Origin of the sequence: Streptomyces sp. HD (genome assembly GCF_028369295.1) — a bacterium.
Lineage (GTDB): Bacteria > Actinomycetota > Actinomycetes > Streptomycetales > Streptomycetaceae > Streptomyces.
This window is the reverse complement of sequence record NZ_JAQMYP010000036.1, coordinates 13405-27974: the sequence shown is the minus strand read 5'-3', so window position 1 is coordinate 27974 and position 14570 is coordinate 13405. Positions and strand designations below refer to the sequence as shown.

At 70.2% G+C, this 14570-nt stretch carries 9 protein-coding genes and 1 pseudogene; 6 read left to right on the top strand and 4 right to left on the bottom strand.

The features are described from left to right. The first annotated feature begins 18 nt into the window (after positions 1-18). Together cimA and POF73_RS30160 are read left to right on the top strand one after the other, a co-directional pair. Positions 19-1623, top strand: coding sequence for a citramalate synthase (gene cimA, locus POF73_RS30165; RefSeq protein ID WP_272121791.1), 1605 nt, complete (start codon positions 19-21; stop codon positions 1621-1623). Positions 1624-1679: 56 nt separating this feature from the next. After that, complete coding sequence (locus tag POF73_RS30160) at positions 1680-2108, top strand: VOC family protein (protein ID WP_272121789.1); 429 nt, start codon at positions 1680-1682, stop codon at positions 2106-2108. 4 nt (positions 2109-2112) lie between these two features. Here the strand turns inward: POF73_RS30160 and POF73_RS30155 are convergent, their stop codons facing one another. Beyond that, positions 2113-3990, bottom strand: coding sequence for a lectin (locus POF73_RS30155; RefSeq protein ID WP_272121787.1), 1878 nt, complete (start codon positions 3988-3990; stop codon positions 2113-2115). Positions 3991-4227: 237 nt separating this feature from the next. Between POF73_RS30155 and POF73_RS30150 the strand changes: the two genes are divergently transcribed. Together POF73_RS30150 and POF73_RS30145 are read left to right on the top strand one after the other, a co-directional pair. Further along, the gene (locus POF73_RS30150; RefSeq protein ID WP_272121785.1) at positions 4228-7254 is read left to right on the top strand and encodes a glycoside hydrolase family 3 protein; all 3027 of its coding nucleotides are present in this window, start codon (positions 4228-4230) and stop codon (positions 7252-7254) included. A gap of 123 nt (positions 7255-7377) precedes the next feature. Continuing rightward, positions 7378-8715: a hypothetical protein gene (locus POF73_RS30145; protein ID WP_272121783.1), complete on the top strand. Its 1338-nt coding sequence runs from the start codon at positions 7378-7380 to the stop codon at positions 8713-8715. 260 nt (positions 8716-8975) lie between these two features. Here the strand turns inward: POF73_RS30145 and POF73_RS30140 are convergent, their stop codons facing one another. Both POF73_RS30140 and POF73_RS30135 read right to left on the bottom strand, forming a co-directional pair. Beyond that, entirely contained in the window at positions 8976-9758 is a 783-nt protein-coding gene (locus tag POF73_RS30140; protein WP_272121781.1) for a serine protease, read from the bottom strand. Between the two features lie 490 nt (positions 9759-10248). Next, positions 10249-10377, bottom strand: a pseudogene (locus POF73_RS30135) (Cmx/CmrA family chloramphenicol efflux MFS transporter); the annotation flags it as partial. Positions 10378-10714: 337 nt separating this feature from the next. Between POF73_RS30135 and POF73_RS30130 the strand changes: the two are divergent. Then, positions 10715-11332: a YdeI/OmpD-associated family protein gene (locus POF73_RS30130; protein WP_272121779.1), complete on the top strand. Its 618-nt coding sequence runs from the start codon at positions 10715-10717 to the stop codon at positions 11330-11332. Positions 11333-11393: 61 nt separating this feature from the next. On the opposite strand, the gene POF73_RS30125 is transcribed toward POF73_RS30130, so the two are convergent. Next, entirely contained in the window at positions 11394-11948 is a 555-nt protein-coding gene (locus POF73_RS30125; RefSeq protein WP_272121777.1) for a YceI family protein, read from the bottom strand. Positions 11949-12132: 184 nt separating this feature from the next. On the opposite strand from POF73_RS30125, the gene POF73_RS30120 reads away from it, so the two are divergent. Then, entirely contained in the window at positions 12133-14457 is a 2325-nt protein-coding gene (locus POF73_RS30120) for a polysaccharide lyase 8 family protein (RefSeq protein ID WP_272121774.1), read from the top strand. Positions 14458-14570 lie beyond the last annotated feature (113 nt).

The window sequence follows — 14570 nt, the reverse complement described above, 5'->3', positions numbered from 1 at the left end:
AGCAGGAGCCTTGACACCATGACCGCAACCAGCGAGCTCGACGATTCGTTCCATGTCTTCGACACCACCCTGCGCGACGGCGCGCAGCGGGAGGGCATCAACCTCACCGTCGCGGACAAGCTGGCCATCGCACGGCACCTGGACGAGTTCGGTGTGGGCTTCATCGAGGGCGGCTGGCCCGGCGCCAACCCGCGCGACACCGAGTTCTTCGCACGCGCCCAGCAGGAGATCGACTTCCGGCACGCCCAGCTGGTCGCCTTCGGCGCCACCCGCCGGGCCGGCGGCAAGGCGTCCGAGGACCCGCAGGTCAAGGCGCTGCTGGAGTCCGGCGCCCCGGTGATCACGCTCGTCGCCAAGTCCCACGACCGCCATGTCGAGCTCGCCCTGCGCACCACCCTGGACGAGAACCTGGAGATGGTCCGCGACACCGTGTCGTTCCTGCGCGAGCAGGGCCGTCGCGTCTTCGTCGACTGCGAGCACTTCTTCGACGGCTACCGCGCCAACCCCGAGTACGCGAAGTCCGTCGTCCGTACGGCGTCGGAGGCCGGCGCCGATGTCGTGATCCTCTGCGACACCAACGGCGGCATGCTCCCCGCCCAGGTCCAGGCCGTCGTCTCCACCGTCCTCGCCGACACCGGCGCCCGGCTCGGCATCCACGCCCAGGACGACACCGGCTGCGCGGTCGCCAACACCCTCGCCGCGGTCGACGCGGGCGCGACCCACGTCCAGTGCACGGCCAACGGCTACGGCGAGCGCGTGGGCAACGCCAACCTGTTCCCGGTCGTCGCGGCGCTGGAGCTGAAGTACGGCAAGAAGGTCCTCCCCGACGGCCACCTGCGCGAAATGACGCGCATCAGCCACGCAATCGCGGAGGTCGTCAACCTCACCCCCTCCACCCACCAGCCCTACGTCGGCGTCTCCGCCTTCGCCCACAAGGCCGGACTGCACGCCTCCGCGATCAAGGTCGACCCGGACCTGTACCAGCACATCGACCCGGAGCAGGTCGGCAACACCATGCGGATGCTGGTCTCCGACATGGCCGGCCGCGCCTCGATCGAGCTCAAGGGCAAGGAGCTCGGCATCGACCTCGGCGGCGACCGCGAACTCGTCGGCCGGGTGGTCGAGCGGGTCAAGGAGCGCGAGCTCAAGGGCTACACCTACGAGGCCGCCGACGCGAGCTTCGAACTCCTGCTGCGCACCGAGGTCGAGGGCAAACCCCTCAGCTACTTCCAGGTCGAGTCCTGGCGCGCGATCGTCGAGGACCGACCCGACGGCAGCCACGCCAACGAGGCCACGGTCAAGCTCTTCGCCAAGGGCGAGCGCATCGTGGCCACGGCCGAGGGCAACGGCCCCGTCAACGCCCTCGACCGCGCCCTCCGGGTAGCCCTGGAGAAGATCTACCCCCAGCTCGCCAAGCTGGACCTCGTCGACTACAAGGTCCGCATCCTGGAGGGCGTCCACGGCACCCAGTCCACGACCCGCGTCCTGATCTCCACGTCCGACGGGGCGGGGGAGTGGTCCACGGTGGGCGTCGCCGAGAACGTCATCGCCGCCTCCTGGCAGGCCCTGGAGGACGCCTACACCTACGGCCTGCTGCGGGCCGGGGTGACACCGGCCGAGTAGGCCGAACGGACCTCGCCGTCATCCCCCGGGCCCGTCGTCCAGGGCACACTGGAGCCATGGACACGGACGACGTGAGGAACCTGCTGGCCCGGGGGCAGGTCGCGACCCGTCTGCCCGCCCAGGACCTGGAGCGGGCCCGGCGCTTCTACTCCGAGACGCTCGGTCTGGAGCCCGTCGACGAGCGCCCGGGCGGGCTGCTGTACCGGTGCGGGGGCACCGAGTTCGCCGTGTACCAGTCGACGGGCGCCTCCCCCGGCACCTTCACGCAGATGGGGTGGCAGGTGGAGGACGTGGACGCCGTAGTGGCGGAACTCAGGCGGCGCGGCGTCGAGTTCGAGGACGTCGACGTGCCGGGCCTGCGCACGACGAACGGCATCGCCGACATCGAGGGGCACTACCCCGGCAAAGGCTTTCGTGGGGAGCGCGCCGCCTGGTTCCACGACAGCGAGGGCAACCTGCTGGGCATCGGGCAGCCGTACGTCTGAACCGTTACTGCAGGCGCCACTTCTGGTTGGCGGCGCCCGTGCAACTCCAGATCTGCGCACGCGCCCCGTTCGCCGAGGAGTTGTCCGTCACGTCCAGGCACTTGTTCGCGGCGCGGTTGACCACGTCACCCGACGACGCGTCGTACGACCACTGCTGCGCACCCGTGCCGTTGCAGTCGTACAGCTGCACCTTCGCCCCGTCCGCCGTCGATCCGGACGTCACGTCCAGGCACTTGCCCAGCGCCCGCACCGACCCGTCGCCCTGCACGGTCCACCGCTGGGCGGACGTGCCGTTGCAGTCGTAGAGCTGCACGGCGGCCCCGTCGGCCGTCGAACCGCCCGCCACATCAAGGCACTTGCCCGCGAGGCCCACGAACGCGCCCGACCGGGATGGGCCCTCGGTCTGGGTGCCCGACCAGGTGAAGGTCGCCGACGTCTTGCCCGGCAGCGAGTAAGTGGCGTGCTGTGAGCCCCAGTTGACGGTCACCGTCTTCGCGGTCGAGGCGTCGTTGTAGGCGATCAGCGCCTTCGAACCGTCGGTGTTCCGCCATGCCACGTTCGGCACGGACGAGGACGCGGTCGACGCGATGCGCTGCGCGCCCGGCCGTACGAACTTCGTCAGATGGCCCATCGTGTAGTACTCGACCGTGTAGTCGACCTGCCCGTGCCGCGAGTCCCCGTTGTGCACGGTGATGAACCCGTCGCAGGTCCCGCAGCCACCGTTGTGCGGCCCCCGGTTCTGGTCCACCGCCAGCGACCACTTCGTCACCGACTTCGCCCAGTTCCGGGTGTAGTCGATGATGTTCATCATGTCCTCGCGCTGCTGGTTGGCGATCCAGGTGCCTCCCGAGTGCTCGGTGCCGAGGGCGTCCAGCCGCGGGTACCGGTCGTGCACCTGCGTCTGCTCGGCCACGTCGCCGCCGTAGCCGTGCCAGGCGATCCCGCCGAAGTTCGGGTGGCCGCGCACCGCCGCGTCGTCCACGGTCTGGGCGGCGTAGGCGTCGTAGGTGTCCCAGTTCCAGTCGTGCGCCAGCACCTTGGTGGGCAGCCCGGCCGACTGGAGCCTGGGCAGCAGCTCGTTCTTGGTGAAGTACGCCAGCCCGCTCGCGTTCCAGCTCATCGACGGGTAGCCCGAGCAGCAGGTCGGTTCGTTCTGGGCGGTGACGTACGCGATCGGGATGCCCTGTGCCTGATAGGCCTGCACGTACTTCACGAAGTACGAGGCGTACGCGCCGTAGTGCTCGGCCTTCAGCCATCCCCCGTTGAGCTGCCCGTTGTCCTTCATCCAGGCGGGAGCCGTCCACGGCGAGGCCATCACGGTGAGCCCCGGGTTGAGCTGACGTGCCTGCTTGGTCAGCGGCACGACGTCCTGCAGATCGTGTGCGATCGAGAACTCGGACAGATCCGGGTCGGTCTGCCCGGCCGGTACGTCGTCGTACGTGTAGCCGAAGCGGGCGAGGTCCGACCCGCCCATGGGATTGCGCAGGAACGACAGCCCGATGCCCTCCGTCGGCGAGAACAGCTTGCGCATGGTGTCGTCCTTCGTGGCCTGCGACAGCGCACCGCTGCCGTCCATCAGCCAGGCCGCGGTGTCCGTGAACGACGCGCCGCCGCCGGTGAAGGACTGGTAGCGGGTGTTCTCGTCGACGGTGATGTTCTCGCCGCCCCCGCCGGAGCCCGCCTGGAAGGCGAACGGGGTCTGCGGCTGGAGCCCGCGGACCACATGGCGACCGCCGGAGTCGTCCGTCGTGGTGAGCCAGGCGGTGACCTGTTCGCCCGCCGCCTGCGCGGGCGTGGCCGTCGTGAAGCCGACCGCCGTGAGACCGGCCGTGCCGAGGAGCCCGGTGAGGAGCAGCCCGAGCGTCCGAGTGGATCTCCTCATGGAGCGCAGCCCTTCTGGATGTGGGGATGGGGGCCGTGCGAGGCGTGAGTAAATGACGGGTTCGTAGACGCGTCAAGGGGTCTCGCGTTCATTAGCTGAAGCGACAACCCTCCAGATTCAGCCGGGAGTTGAGTGCGTACCGATCCTGACGTGAAGTCTTGACGTCAATCGGTGCCGCCAGTTAACTCACGGCGTGAGCTAAGTCGTATGTGGACTATGAGAGTCGAGGGACGTGCCATGCGCAGAACCGCCCTGCTCGCCTCCGCCGCACTCCTCACCACCCTGCTCCCGCTCACCGCGGCGGCCCCCGCGTCCGGCGCCGACGACCCCGCCCCGGTCCCCGTCGACCGCTTCGAGGGCGAGGTCCCCTTCGTCGGCCCGCCCGCCGAGGGCGTCTTCACCTGGGGCGGTGACAACGACGACCCGCCCACTCTCCGGCTGGCCGCCCGCGACGACGCGCCCGAGGGCGAGAAGGTGCTGTCCGGCACTTACGACATCAGCGCCTATGGCGGATTCACCCATACATTCGCCTACACCGAACCCGCCCACGACTGGTCCGCCCACCAGGGCATCCGCCTGTGGTGGGACGGCCGCAACAACGGCAGGAAGATCGCCTTCGAACTCAAGGACGGCGGCGCCAACGGCGACGCCACCGAGCTCTGGACGACCTCCTTCACCGACGACTTCAGCGGCTGGAAACAGATCGAGCTGCCGTTCACCGACTTCATTTATCGCACGGACTACCAGCCCGTCGGCGGCATCGACCACATCCTCGGCCTCACCGAGACCTGGGGGTACGCCGTCACACTCCCCGCCGGTGTCCAGGGCCAGTTCGCCATGGACGGCGTCGAGTTGTACGGCAAGGCCGACCAGTCCCTGAAGGCATCCGTCCGTACCGACTCCGCCGTGTACCCGACGGACGAGGGCGACCGGGCGACCGTCCGCCTCACCGTCGCCACCACCGGCTCCGCCCCCATCGACGAACCGGTCACCGTCACCTACGAGACCACCGGCGGCACCGCCGACCCCGCCAAGGACTACACCCCGGTCGGCGGGACCCTCACCTTCCCGGCCGGCACCGCCTCCGGCACCACCCGCGAGATCCACGTCCCCACCCTGCGGGACAGGTCCGCCGAGCCCGCCGAGACGATCCCGCTGAAACTGACGGTGACCGGCGCCAAGGCCCCGGCCGAGACCCCGCAGATCGTGGTCGACGCGCACGGACTGCCGTATCTGAACGGCAAGTTGCCGGTGCGGAAGCGGGTCGCCGATCTCCTCTCCCGGATGTCCCTGGAGGAGAAGGCCGGCCAGATGACCCAGGCCGAGCGCGGCGCCCTGGCGAACCCGGGGGACATCGCGGCGTACGACCTCGGTTCGGTCCTGTCCGGCGGCGGCTCGGCCCCGACGCCCAACACCCCCGCGGCCTGGGCGAAGATGATCGACGGCTTCCAGCTCCGGGCGCAGGCGACCCGCTTCCAGATCCCGCTGATCTACGGCGTCGACGCGGTGCACGGCCACAACAACGTGGTCGGCGCGACGATCATGCCGCACAACGTCGGACTCGGCGCCACCCGGAACCCGGGGCTCGCCTACCGGGCGGGCGCGGTGACGGCGGCCGAGACACGGGCCACCGGCATCCCCTGGGACTTCGCGCCCTGCCTGTGCGTGACGCGGGACGACCGCTGGGGACGGGCGTACGAGTCCTTCGGCGAGGACCCGGCGCTCGTCGACTCGATGGAGACGGTCATCCAGGGCCTGCAGGGGCGCGCGGACGGCCGGGACCTGGACCGCGCCGACAAGGTCCTCGCCACCGCCAAGCACTTCGTCGGCGACGGCGGCACGGCATACGGCACCTCGACCACCGGGACGTACACCGTCGACCAGGGCGTCACCAAGGTCACCCGGCAGCAGCTGGAAGCCGTCCACCTGGCGCCGTACGCGACGGCCGTCGACCGCGGTGTCGGCACGGTCATGCCGTCCTACTCCTCCCTCGACCTCGTCGGCGACGGCCGGGGCCCGGTCAGGATGCATGCCCGCGCCGACATGATCAACGGTGTACTCAAGGGCCGTATGGGCTTCGACGGCTTCGTCGTCAGCGACTGGAACGGCATCGACCAGATCCCCGGCGACTACGCGAGCGACGTGCGCACGTCGGTCAACGCGGGCGTGGACATGGTCATGGCCCCGTACGCCTACAAGGACTTCCACGCGGCCCTCGTCGCCGAGGTCCGGGCCGGGCGCGTCAGCGAGAAGCGGGTGACCGACGCCGTATCCCGCATCCTCACCCAGAAGTTCCGCCTCGGCCTCTTCGAGAAGCCGTACGCCGACACGAGCGGCGCGGCGCGGATCGGGTCCGCGGAACACCGGGCGGTGGCGCGCCGGGCGGTGGCCGAATCGCAGGTGCTGCTGAAGAACACCGACGGCCTGCTTCCCCTGCGGAAGTCGCAGAAGGTGTACGTCGCCGGATCCAACGCCGACGACATCGGCAACCAGAGCGGCGGCTGGACCGTCACCTGGCAGGGCTCGTCCGGCGCCGTCACCCCCGGCACGACCATCCTGGAGGCGATGCGGAAGAACGCCGCGCGGCTGACGTATTCCAAGGACGCGTCCGCGCCCATGACCGGCTACGACGCAGGCGTGGTCGTGGTCGGCGAGACCCCGTACGCCGAGGGCGTCGGTGACGTCGGCAACGGCCACGACCTGCGACTGAGCACCGCCGACCGGGCCGCCGTGGACAGGGTGTGCGGCGCGATGAGGTGCGCCGTGCTGATCGTCTCCGGACGCCCGCAGCTGATCGACGACGAGCAGCTGGCCGGAATCGACGCCCTGGTCGCCTCCTGGCTGCCCGGCACCGAGGGCGACGGCGTGACGGACGTGCTGTTCGGGAACCGGCCCTTCACCGGGCAACTCCCCGTGACCTGGCCGAAGAGCGAGGCACAGCTGCCGATCAACGTCGGCGACACGTCGTACGACCCGAGGTTCCCGTACGGCTGGGGCCTGACGACGCTGACCAAGGTGCCCGGCGGAGGCGCCGCGACCCTGAAGGCGCTGGGTGTCGCGGCGACGGCCGCCGAGCAGGCCGGAGCGGCGCAGACCGGCCGCACGCTCGTCACCAAGGCCCGCCTGATCGTCCAGCAGCGGGCCGCCGCGAAGGGAATCACCGAGCAGGTGGCCGCACCCTTCGCCGAGGCCGACCATCTGCTGCTCACGGGCAGGTACGGGGCGGCGGTGGAGAGGCTGAGCGCGGCGTATCGGGGGGCCTGAGCGGTTGGCCGGGGATGGGGAGGGAGGCCGTAGGGCGGCGCCGGCCCGGTGGGGAACCCACCCACCGGAATCCGCTCACCGGGACCGGCGCCTTTGCCCGCCCCATCAGGTAGCGTCGAGGGTATGAGGACTCTGCTCGTCCGGGGCCTCATGCGCTCGCTGATCGTGCCGGTCGCCGCGGCAGTCGCGGTGCTCACCGCCGGCGCGCCCGGCGCACATGCGGCCACGGACCTTTCCCAGGTCGCCGAGGCGCTGCGCGACGGCCCCGTGTACGTGGACCCCGCGGCCTCGGACCAGCTGTCGTCGGCGGACGCCGAAGCACTCGCCGACAAGATCGAGGACGCCGACAAACCGGTGTTCGTGGCCGTACTGCCTGCCGATCAGCCCACCGAGAAGCTCCTGCTGAACCTCCGTACGGAGACCGGAATCACGGGCCTGTACGGCGCCCGCGTGGGCGATCGGTTCGACGCGGCGGCCGACGCCTCCGTGATGTCCGGGCGGGCGGTGGACAACCTGGTCACGTCGGTGCAGAGCGCCGGCGACGCCAAGGCCCAGCTGAACGACTTCGTCGACGCGGCGCTGAACAACGTGCGCGGCACGGCCCCGGCGAGCTGGAGCGATGGCGGCGAGGGCGTGGACGTCGGCGGTCTGGTCGCCGTCGGCGCGGTGCTGGTGGCCGGCGGCGCGGGCGCGTACGCGCTGATCAGGCGCAACCGGCGGCGCCACGAGGCGGAGCAGCGGGCGGCACTGGAGAAGCTGCGGGTCGTGGTCGACGAGGACATCACCGCCTTCGGCGAGGAAATGGACCGCCTGGACTTCCACCCGGCCGAGGCCGGCGCCGACGACGCGATGCGCGCGGACTACGAACGCTCGCTGGACGCCTACGACCAGGCGAAACGGCTCATGGACGGGGCCCGTAAACCGGAGGACGTCAAGGCGGTCACCCAAGCCCTGGCGGACGGCCGCTTCTCCCTCACCCAGCTGGCCGCCCGCCGGGAACACCGGCCCCTCCCGGAACGCCGGCCGCCCTGCTTCTTCGATCCCCGTCACGGCACGGCGGTGGCCGAGGAGACCTGGATCCCGCCCGGTGGCACCGCCCGCGAGGTCCCCGTCTGCGCGGCCGACCGCACCCGCCTGTCCGAGGGCCGCGACCCCGTGATCCGCGAGGTCGACACCGAACACGGCCGCCGCCCGTACTGGGACGCCGGCCCCGCCTACGGCCCCTGGGCAGGCGGTTACTTCGGCAGCGGCCTCCTCCCCGGCCTCCTCATCGGCACGATGCTGGGCAGCATGATGTCCGCACCGGCCTATGCGGCCGACTATGGGGCCGGGTACGGATTCGGCGGCGGGGGTTATGAGGGCGGCGACATGTCCGGTGCGGACTTCGACCCCGGGGACTTCGGTGGCGGGTTCGGGGGTGGGGACTTCGGCGGGGGTGGGTTCGACGGCGGAGGGTTCTGAAGGCAGACGGGGCGTGGCCCCGCACATCGGGTGACAGTTCTCGGTGCGGTCGACGGCCGCGTGTCCTCCGCGTTCCTGGGACGAGCAGCAACTGTGCGATGTCGCCGTTTCCAGGAAGAAGGAACCGTTGACGAGCGGGAACGTGTACCGGGCCTGCTCGGGTGTCAGGTGACCGGTAGCCGGTGACCCGTAGCCGGTAGCCGGTACACGAAACCCGCGGGCCCGGCATCCGAAGACACCGGGCCCGGGGGTCTGGCAGGTCAGAGAGAGGACGCCGCCGAGGCGATCGCGGAGGCGAAGGTCGAGACCTCGGTGTAGACGCCGGGGGCGTTCGGGCGGGCGCAGCCTATGCCCCAGCTGACGATGCCGACCTGGATCCAGGCGTTGTTGGCGTCGCGGCGGAACATCGGGCCACCGGAGTCGCCCTGACAGGTGTCGACGCCGCCCGCGGGCAGGCCGGCGCAGATCTCCTCGTTCGCGATGAGGCCGCTGTAGCCGCTGTAGGAACGGCACTGGGCGTCACTGACGAACGGCACGTTGGCCTTGAGCAGGTAGCGCTGCTGACCGCCGCCCTCGGTGGCCGCACCCCAGCCGGCGACCGTGAAGGTGCCGGTGTTGTACTGCGAGGTCGTCGCGATCTTCAGCGTCGGCAGGTTGATCGGCTGGGCGAGCTTGATGAGCGCCCAGTCCTTGCCGTTGCCGTTGTAGCCGGGTGCCTGCAGCACCTTGGTGGAACGGACCTGGACACGACCGCTGGAGGACTGGAGGTCCACGACACCGGCGGTGGCCGTGATGCTCGTGTTGTTCCCGGAGCCGCTCACGCAGTGCGCGGCGGTGAGCACGATCTGCTGGGTGTAGAGCGCGCCGCCACAGCCCATGGAGAGCCGGACCATGAACGGGAACTCGCCCTGCGCGGCACGGGTCCCGCCGACGACGGGGTTGGGAGCGGCCTGCGCGGCCGAGACGGGCTGAAGGCTGGCGATCGCGAGAGCGGCGGCGCCGATGGCCGCGCATCTCTTGAGTGCGGTGATGAGCTTCTTCAACGTGATGCCTTCCGTGGGGGGTTGGACATACGAACGTGGAGAGAGCACTGGAATGTCGGGGGCATGCCAGCAGGGGGGAGTGAGCTTCTGGTGACATGCGCCGGTCAAAGTTGTTGCTGGATTATGAGAACCCCGCGCACGCGACGACAAGGGGTCAATTCCGGCCACGCCGCTCGGGGCAGATGGCTCGGGCTCGCCCACCGTCACCCATACCGTTCCCCGGCCGTATGCCACCAGCCGGGCGGCGAGGGGGAGTTAACGACAGCGGTCGGCTGATCGGGACGCAGTCCGGATACGGCGCCGACCTGCCCGTCCTTTTCGGCGCGCGGCCGGATCACCGGCCTTGTCCATCGCACCGCCCCCATCGACCCCACCAGCCCCACCTGCCGTACCCGCCACCCCGGCCACCACCAGCGACAGGGCGACCAGCGCAGCACTGACCCACAGGGGCGACCGATACCCGCCGCCGGCCTCGCCCCCGATCGCCGTTGAGAGCACCGGCCGCCGGCACACAGACCCCCAGGTCCCGCGCGATGTCCGGCACCAGCCCGGCCAGCATGAACTCGGACGTCCCCTGCGCGAACACGGCGACACCCAGCAGAAAAAGAGCGAACGGCATGAAGAAACTCCGCAACCCGAAGTCGAAGTCGAAAACGGCACGTCGAACGGCCGTCCGGCAGCGGAGTGAGCCTTGAAAGGGAGTGAGCCCTGATCAGCCCGGCATCACGAGCAGCCACCGGAGAGCCGGTGGCCGGAGTCTGGAGGCTTCGGGGCTGGACACGGACGCAAACTAACAACGCCGACAGCACCGGCACCACTGAAATTCAGCACGCCCGTCGCACGGGCCCACCACCCCGGGTTCCACTCCCCGGTGCTTGGCCCTGTAAGTCAGGTTCCGAATGGGCCAGGTTCCGAATAGGCCAGTTTCTGACCTATAGGCGACCTACGGTGACCTCATGACCCCCTCCGACGGCACAGCCCCCCGCGCCTTCGAATCGGCCGCCGCTCTGGACACCTGGCTGACCACTCACTCCACCCCCGAGCACCCGCTGCAGGGCGGCCTCTGGATCAAGGTCGCCAAGAAGGGCTCCGGCACCCCCTCCGTCACTGCCGCCGAGGTCAACGACGTGGCTCTCTGCCACGGCTGGATCACCGGTCAGCGCAAGGGGCTCGACGCCACGCACTACCTGCAGCGGATCACCCCGCGCCGGCCGGGCAGCCTCTGGTCGATGGTCAACGTCCGGCGGGTCGAGGAGTTGGCGGCCGCCGGACGGATGCGGCCCGCCGGGCTCGCGGAAGTGGCCGGTGCGAAGGCGGACGGCAGATGGACGGCGGCCTATGAGTCGCAGCGCAACGCCACCGTCCCCGAGGACCTCGCGGCCGCACTGGAGCGCAACTTCCGGGCCAAGGCCGTCTTCGAGGGGCTCGGCAGGACGGACCGCTATCTCGTCATGCTCGGGTTGCTTCGGGCCCGTACTCCGGAGAACCGTGCGGCTCAACTGGCGGCCGCGATCGCCAAGTTGGAGTCCGGGCCAGTGAGCGGGCGACGCCGAGCGGGACACCCGCCCTCCTGATACGGGAATTGAGGAACTGGAGGGCGAATGCTCAGCGGGTCGCGGCTCCGTCGCCGAAGGCCTACGCGTTCCTGATGGCCGAAATGTCGAAGTTCAGCTTGATCTTGTCGGAGACCAGCACCCCACCCGTCTCCAGCGCGGCGTTCCAGGTCAGCCCCCACTCCGACCGCAGCAGCTCCGCCTTGCCCTCGAAACCGACGCGCTCGTTGCCGAACGGGTCCTTCGCGGCGCCGTTGAACTCCAGGTCGATGGTGAGCGGCTTGGTCGTGCCGAGGATCGTGAGATCGCCGGTGATGCGGTAGTCGTCGCCACCGAGGGACTCGGCCGAGGTCGAGCGGAAGGTCATCGTCGGGAACTCCTCCGCCTTGAAGAAGTCCGCGCTCTTGAGGTGACCGTCGCGGTCCGCGGAGCCGGTGTCGATGCTCTCCATCTTGACGTCGATGGACGCGGTGGACGCCGACGGGTCGCTGCCGTCCAGGTGCAGCGAGCCGCTGAAGTCGAGGAACTTGCCCTTGACGTTGGTGACCATGGCGTGGCGGACCGTGAAGCCGATCGTGGAGTGGGCCGTGTCGATCGTGTAGTCACCGGTCAGGGCGGAGAGGTCGAGGTTCGCCATGACGTGCTCCTTCGAGTGATGTCCCGACAGTGATGCCGAAACGGTGATGTTGAATCTTTAACTACATCAACGTGACCGACCTTAGGGCTATTCCGTTCAATGTTCAACATCATCCGTAAAGTGTTGGCGTGATTACTCTGAGGTGGTAGATGCCCAGGGCATGAACCCACAGCGAAGAGCACCCATGGGACCCACTCGCCGAGCCGTCTTAGTCGCGACGGCGCTCATGGCCGCGGCCGCTCCCGCCGCCCGCGCCGCCGTCGCCGACCCCTACGACGCCCTCCGTCTGCGCTGGCTGACCATCGCCCTCGGCGCCGGCTACGACCCCGCCACGGAGCCGTACGCCTCCCGCCTCGCCGAGACCGGCACCCTCGCCCGCGGCTTCCGGGCCACCATGGCTCCCGCCCCCACCTCCCTCTGGCCCGACCACCCCTACGACCCGCCCGCCGGCATCACGCAGAGCTACAGCCGCCTGTGGACCATGACCCAGGCCTACGTCCAGCAGGGCACCGGATCCACCGCCGACCCCGCCCTCCTCGCCGACGTCCTGCGTGGCCTCGACCACCTCTCCGCCACCGTCTACAACCCCTCCACCACCCGCTACGGCAACTGGTGGGAATGGCAGATCGGCAGCCCCCGCCTGCTGATGGACATCGCGGCCGCGCTGTACGGCCATCTCGCCGATCCCCGGATCGACGCCGCCTGCGCTGCCGTCGACCACTTCATCCCGGACGCCATGCTCACCGATTACTCCGGCACCTCCACCGGCGCCAACCGCGTCGATCTGTGCCGCAGCGTCGCCCTGCGCGGCATCCTCGGCCGGGCCCCGGCGAAGATCGCGCTCGCCCGCGACGCGCTCTCTCCGGTCTTTCCGTACGTCACCAAGGGCGACGGCCTCTACGCCGACGGCTCCTTCGTCCAGCACACCTGGGTCGCCTACTCCGGCACCTACGGCCAGGTGCTCCTCGACGGCCTCGGCCGCCTCTTCGCGCTGCTCGCCGGATCCGAGTGGGAGGTGACCGACCCGAACCGGCAGATCGTCCTCGACGGCGTCGAGCGCGCCTACGCGCCCCTCATCCACGACGGACTGGTGATGGACGGCGTCAACGGCCGTGCCATCAGCCGGGGTTACCTCAAGAGCGACGAGCGGCAGGTGATGCGCAGCGACCACTACCACGGGCAGGCGATCATCGCCGCCGTCGCCCTGCTCGCGGGCGGGGCGAGCGCGGCGGAACGCGAGCGCTGGTACGGCCGTATCAAGGGATGGATCGAACGGGACACCGTCACCCCGATCTTGACTGCGCGTCAGTTCGGCGTCGCCGACCTCGCCCGACTGCACACCGTCGCCGATTCACCGGTCCCGGCCGTACCCGAACCCACCGGCCACCACCTCTTCGCCGCCATGGACCGGGCCGTCCACCGCCGCCCGCGCTTCGTCGCGAACATCACCATGGCCAGTGACCGCATCGCCCACTACGAGTGCGGCAACGGCGAGAATCCGCGCGGCTGGCACACCGGCGCCGGAATGCTCTCGTGGTGGGCCGACGGCCCCGGCGGCCGGGCCGATCGGGCCGCCCAGTACACGGACTGGTACTGGCCGACCGTCGACTGGTACCGCCTTCCCGGCACCACCGTCTCCACGCGCCGCCTCCCCGACAGGGCGGGCGGCGAGTGGGGCGAGCCCAAGCCCGGCGTGCGGTGGGTCGGGGGCGCGACCGACGGCGAGTACGCGGCGATCGGGCAGCACCTGAAGGGACTGGGGTCGACGCTCGAAGCCCGCAAGTCGTGGTTCTGCGTCGCGGACGCCGTGATCTGCCTCGGCGCCGGGATCAGCTGCACCGACGGAGTCCCCGTCGAGACCGTCGTCGACAACCGCAACCTGGGGGAGGGCGGCGACCAGGCCCTCGTACGCGGCCGGGGCTGGGCCCATCTGGAGGGCCACGGCGGCTGGGTGGTGCCGTACGGCGATCTGCGCACCCTGCGCGAGGACCGCACCGGCGCCTGGTCCGACATCAACACCGGCAGTACGACCGAGCGCCGCACCCGCCGCTGGCAGACCCTCTGGCTGGAGCACGGCACGGACCCGGTGGATGCGGCCTACGTCTACCTGCTCATGCCCGGCGCCGAACGGGACGCGGTGGCGGCGCGGGCCGCGTACGGTGCCCGCTGGCTGTCGGTCCTCGCCAATCACAGCGGATGCCAAGCCGTACGCGTGCCCTCTCTGGGGCTGACCGCCGCCAACTTCTGGCAGCCGGGTACGGCGGGTCCGCTCACCGCCTCCGCCGGGGCGAGCGTGCTGCTCCGCGGCCGGGGCGGTACCGCTACCCTCTGCGTGAGCGAGCCGCCGCGCACGGGCGAGCCGCTGGAGATCATCTGGGACCGTCCCGTACGACGGATCCTGCGGGCCGACGACTCGGTCGAGATCCTCGCGACGGGGCGCCGACTGAGGGTCCGTGTCACTCCGGGGATGGTATGCGCGACCCACCAGTGTGAGGTGGCTCTCGGCTGAAGCCTTTGTGTGACCCCGACAACGCGCACGCCCTCTGAGCAGTCGGAAGGGCTGCATGCCGTCATGGTTCTGTTCAGTGGCACCAGGAAATGGCTCCGGAGACTGTACGGAGT

What these genes read in the sequence shown, in the direction of transcription:
- cimA (WP_272121791.1), top strand. Translation starts at nt 19, where the DNA reads ATGACCGCAACCAGCGAGCTCGACGATTCGTTCCATGTCTTCGACACC.
- POF73_RS30160 (WP_272121789.1), top strand. Translation starts at nt 1,680, where the DNA reads ATGGACACGGACGACGTGAGGAACCTGCTGGCCCGGGGGCAGGTCGCG.
- POF73_RS30155 (WP_272121787.1), bottom strand. Translation starts at nt 3,990, where the DNA reads ATGAGGAGATCCACTCGGACGCTCGGGCTGCTCCTCACCGGGCTCCTC.
- POF73_RS30150 (WP_272121785.1), top strand. Translation starts at nt 4,228, where the DNA reads ATGCGCAGAACCGCCCTGCTCGCCTCCGCCGCACTCCTCACCACCCTG.
- POF73_RS30145 (WP_272121783.1), top strand. Translation starts at nt 7,378, where the DNA reads ATGAGGACTCTGCTCGTCCGGGGCCTCATGCGCTCGCTGATCGTGCCG.
- POF73_RS30130 (WP_272121779.1), top strand. Translation starts at nt 10,715, where the DNA reads ATGACCCCCTCCGACGGCACAGCCCCCCGCGCCTTCGAATCGGCCGCC.
- POF73_RS30125 (WP_272121777.1), bottom strand. Translation starts at nt 11,948, where the DNA reads ATGGCGAACCTCGACCTCTCCGCCCTGACCGGTGACTACACGATCGAC.
- POF73_RS30120 (WP_272121774.1), top strand. Translation starts at nt 12,133, where the DNA reads ATGGGACCCACTCGCCGAGCCGTCTTAGTCGCGACGGCGCTCATGGCC.